This is a genomic window from Pseudomonas edaphica, from assembly GCF_005863185.1.
GTDB lineage: Bacteria > Pseudomonadota > Gammaproteobacteria > Pseudomonadales > Pseudomonadaceae > Aquipseudomonas > Aquipseudomonas edaphica.
This window is the reverse complement of sequence record NZ_VBVZ01000563.1, coordinates 1-3952: the sequence shown is the minus strand read 5'-3', so window position 1 is coordinate 3952 and position 3952 is coordinate 1. Positions and strand designations below refer to the sequence as shown.

Genomic DNA, 3952 nt, shown 5'->3' with positions numbered 1-3952 from the left:
GCATATCCCCGGCCACCACTCGCGACGCAATCCCCGCCACCTGCGCCTGCCATTGCGGGTCGACACTTGTGCTCAGCAACTGCTCACTATGGCTGCTCAGCAACGCCCCATACACGCCGATGGCCAACATGATCGCGCTGAAACGCATGGTGGTACTCATGCCCGACGCCATGCCCGCGCGGTCACGTGGCACGCAGGCCATGATGTTTTTCTGCGTGTCGCCATTGAGCAGGCCCGCACCGGCGCCGGTCACGGCAATCGCCAGCGCGAAGGGCAGATAACCGCCTGTATTGACCGCCCAGGCGCTTAACAGGTTGCCGCAGCCCACCAGGGTCAAGCCGGTTGCCATCATCGTTGCAGGCGCAAAACGCCCGGCCAGCCGTGCACCAATGCGTGGGCAAATCACCATGGTCAAGGCAAACGGCAACATACCCAGACCCGACGCTATGGCAGAAAAACCCAAGCCGTTCTGCAGATAAAACGGCAGTAACGTCATCATCACCTGGGCACAGCCGGCGTAGGCAAACATCCCCAGCAGCGCGCCGATAAAACGCGGGTGCCGGAACAGTTGCAAGTCGACCATGGGCCGCTGTTGCACACGTTCGACCAGCACAAACACCCCCAGCAACACTGCGCCGCCAATCAGGCGTGTGTAGGTCAGCGGGCTGTCCCAGCCGATGCGATTGGCCTCGATCAAGCCCCAGATCAGGCACAACAGGCTGGCACTGAAGGCCAGGCTGCCCCATGGGTCCAGGCGTGCCGATTGAGTGTCGCGTGATTCGGGAATCGCCCGCAGCGCCAACGCCATCAACCCCAGGCCCACGGGCAGGTTGAGGTAGAAGATCCAGCGCCAGCCCAGGTACTGGGTGATCACGCCGCCCAGTGTCGGCGCGGCGGTCATCGCCACGCCCATGCAGGCACCCCAGAACGCCCAGGCTTTGGCACGCTCTACTTCATCGTGAAAGGTGTGGCCGATGGAGGCCAGGGCAGCGGTCAGCAGCAAGGCTGCGCCGACACCTTTGACGGCGCGGGCGATGTCCAGGAGCAACGCATTCGGTGCAGCGCCACAGCCCAGCGAGGCGAGGATGAAAATGCTCAAGCCCCAGATCAGCGACCGCTTGCGACCAAAGCGGTCGGCGATGCTGCCGGCGGGCAGCAATAACGCGGCGAACGCCAGCATGTAGGCGCTGACCACCCACTCGATATCGGCGAAATTCGCACCCAGGTCGCGCGCAATACTTGGCAGGGTGACGGCGACGATATTGGTGTCGAGCACAATCAGCGAGCAGACGCCGGAGGCGGTCAGCAGGGTGAGGCGCGGGCTGACCCGGCTCATGTCTTGATTGCCTTACAGGTAATGTTGGAAAGACAGTTGACGTGCATCGCAAGGGCTCTCTAGTGTAGGTGTGCGCTGAGCTTATCTCCGACTATGGTCTGTTTTATTAGCTGGAGCGCCGCACTTCATTACCTTTGAGCTAATTCAAAAATGGAAATCCGCCATTTCCGCTACTTCCTCGCCGTCGCCAGGCAGCGCAATTTCACCCGCGCTGCCGAGCAACTGGGCATCGCGCCGCCGACCTTGAGCCGCCAAATTCAGGACATGGAAGCCACGCTGGGCACGCGCCTGTTTATCCGTCAGCAACGTGAAGTCAGCCTCACCGAAGCCGGCGCCGCCTTGCTGATCGAGGCTGAAGCCACCGTGCGCCAGTTCGAGTTCGCCCAACGCAACGCCCAGCGCGCCGGGCGGGGAGAAATCGGGCATATCGAGTTGGGTTATGTGGCTTCGGCGGTGTATTCGGGGCTGCTGCAAAAACAAATGCAGGCGTTCAGCCAGGCGTTTCCCGATGTGAGTGTGAATGTGCGCGAATGCGCAATGGCGACGTTACCCAGTGCTGTAGCCGATGGGCGTTATGACATCGGCTATATCCGCTCGCCCATGACCTTGCCTGACGGCGTGGAGGCGGTGCGTCTGGACAGCGAAGGCTTTGTGTTGGCGCTGCCTCAGGATTCCTGGCTGCTGGGGCTCAAGGCCATCGGCTGCGGACACCTGCAAAACGAGACGTTTATATTGCCGGAACAAATCAACGGCACCTTGCACGTGGCGGCCCAAGGCGGCTTCGCGCCGCGCCTGGGGCCGCAGCCGGGCGGGTTGGTTGCGGTGGTGGCGTTGGTGTCGTTAGGGCAGGGCGTGGCGGTGGTGCCGGCATCGATGGTCGGGCATGTGGGTTTGCCGGGCGTGGTCTACCGCACGATTCATCAGGATGATGCAGCGTTGTCGTGGCTGTCGCTGATTCACCGGCGCTTTGAAAAAGCGCCGGCGGTGGCGCGGTATATCCAGCAGGTCAAGCAGTCAGCCGGGGCTGCACGGAATCGGCCAGGCGCGTAAGAATCAGGCAGCACGACACCGCCCCCGCATCCAGTACACCCAGCGAGCGCTCGCCCAGGCGGCTGGCGCGACCGATTTTGGCGATCAGGTCTTTGGTCGAATCTCGCCCTTGGGACGCGGCGGTTTTCATTGCCTCCAGCGCATCGTTGAAAGAAGCGCCACCGGCATGCGCACGCTCAAAGGCCTCAACCGCCGGGATCAGCGTGTCCATCAAGCACTTGTCGCCCACGCCCGCTTCGGTGATGTCCTGCAACGAGGTCAGGCCGCCGCGCAGCAGGTGGGCAAAGGTTGCCGCGTCGATGTCGTCGCTGCTGCGCACCTCATCCGCCATGCCGATAAACAGGCTGCCATACAGCGGCCCCATGGAGCCGCCGATGCCTTCCATCAGGCTCAGGGTCAGTTCATCCAGGGCTTCGGCCAGGGTCAGCTGGCGGCCTTCGAGGCTGCGCCCGCAATGGGCAAAGCCCTTGGCCATGTTGATGCCGTGGTCGCCGTCGCCAATGGCGCCGTCGATTTCACTGAGGTATTCACGGTTGGCCACGATCACGCTGACCAGGTCAGCGACAATGGCGCTGCCGTCGCGGGTGGAAAAATGCTGGCTCATGGTTCACTCCGCCTGGGTCATGCCGATGGAACGGCAGGGTTGGTCGATCAGGGTTTTAAGCTCGGCGTCGAGGCCGAGCAGGGTCAGGGTCACGCCCATCATTTCCAGGGAGGTGAAGTAGTTGCCGACGTAGCAGCGGTGAATCTTCAAGCCCTTGGCCTTGAGTTGGCTTTCGACCTCGGCGTAGAACACATACAACTCCATCACCGGCGTGGCGCCCAGGCCCGAGACCAGCACCACCACACTGTCATCCTGGCTGAAATCGCGGTCGGCGAGGATCGGCGCGAGCATGCGCTCGGCCATGGCGGCAGCCGGTTCAATGGCGATCACTTCAATGCCCGGTTCGCCGTGATGGCCGATGCCCAGTTCCATCTGGCCATCGGGAATCTGGAAGTTCGGCTTGCCCACGGCTGCAATGGTGCAGGGCGTGAGGCCGATGCCGATGGAGCGGCAGTTATCCACGGTTTTCTGTGCGACGCGAATCACGCCATCCAGGTCGTAATGCTGGGCAGCCGCAGCGCCGCCGATCTTCCACATGAATATTTCGCCGGCCACGCCACGGCGCTTGGCGATATCGGCCTTGGGCGCGGAAGCCACGTCGTCGTTGGCGACCACGGTGCGGATGCGCATGTCTTTGCTGGCAGCCATTTTCATGGCCAGCTTCACGTTCATGTTGTCGCCGGCGTAGTTACCGTACAGGCAGGCCACGCCCGCGCCATGGTCAGCGGCGCGGAAGGCGTCGAAAAAGCTTTTGGCGGTGGGTGAAGAGAAAATCTCGCCGACGGCCACGGCATCCACCAGGCCTGGGCCGACGTAACCGAGGAAGGCCGGTTCATGGCCGGAGCCGCCGCCGGTGACGATGCCGACGCGGCCGGCTGCCGATGGCTTGGCCTTGGTGATGACCCTTGGGTTGGTTTCGTACTGGCGCAGCTCGGGGTGCGCGACCAGGATGCCGCGCAGCA

The 3952-nt window shown here is 62.9% G+C and carries 4 protein-coding genes; 1 reads left to right on the top strand and 3 read right to left on the bottom strand.

Annotated features, from left to right (window positions below; genetic code table 11):
* Positions 1-1336 (bottom strand): MFS transporter (locus FEM54_RS26545; RefSeq protein WP_138453654.1); only part of this gene is annotated, 1336 nt, incomplete at its 3' end.
* A 150-nt stretch (positions 1337-1486) separates the two neighbouring features.
* Here FEM54_RS26545 and FEM54_RS26540 point away from each other — a divergent pair.
* Positions 1487-2386: a LysR family transcriptional regulator gene (locus tag FEM54_RS26540; protein WP_138453653.1), complete on the top strand. Its 900-nt coding sequence runs from the start codon at positions 1487-1489 to the stop codon at positions 2384-2386.
* Here FEM54_RS26540 and dhaL read toward each other — a convergent pair.
* Positions 2343-2990, bottom strand: a complete 648-nt coding sequence (dhaL, locus tag FEM54_RS26535) for a dihydroxyacetone kinase subunit DhaL (protein ID WP_138453652.1) — start codon at positions 2988-2990, stop codon at positions 2343-2345. The genes FEM54_RS26540 and dhaL overlap by 44 nt on opposite strands.
* A gap of 3 nt (positions 2991-2993) precedes the next feature.
* On the bottom strand, positions 2994-3950 hold the full coding sequence (locus tag FEM54_RS26530) for a dihydroxyacetone kinase subunit DhaK (RefSeq protein ID WP_240792808.1): 957 nt from the start codon (positions 3948-3950) through the stop codon (positions 2994-2996).
* Between the last annotated feature and the right edge of the window lie 2 nt (positions 3951-3952).

Excerpts from the sequence above, each read along its gene's own strand:
- dhaL (WP_138453652.1), bottom strand. The coding sequence starts at position 2,990 with ATGAGCCAGCATTTTTCCACCCGCGACGGCAGCGCCATTGTCGCTGAC.
- FEM54_RS26540 (WP_138453653.1), top strand. The coding sequence starts at position 1,487 with ATGGAAATCCGCCATTTCCGCTACTTCCTCGCCGTCGCCAGGCAGCGC.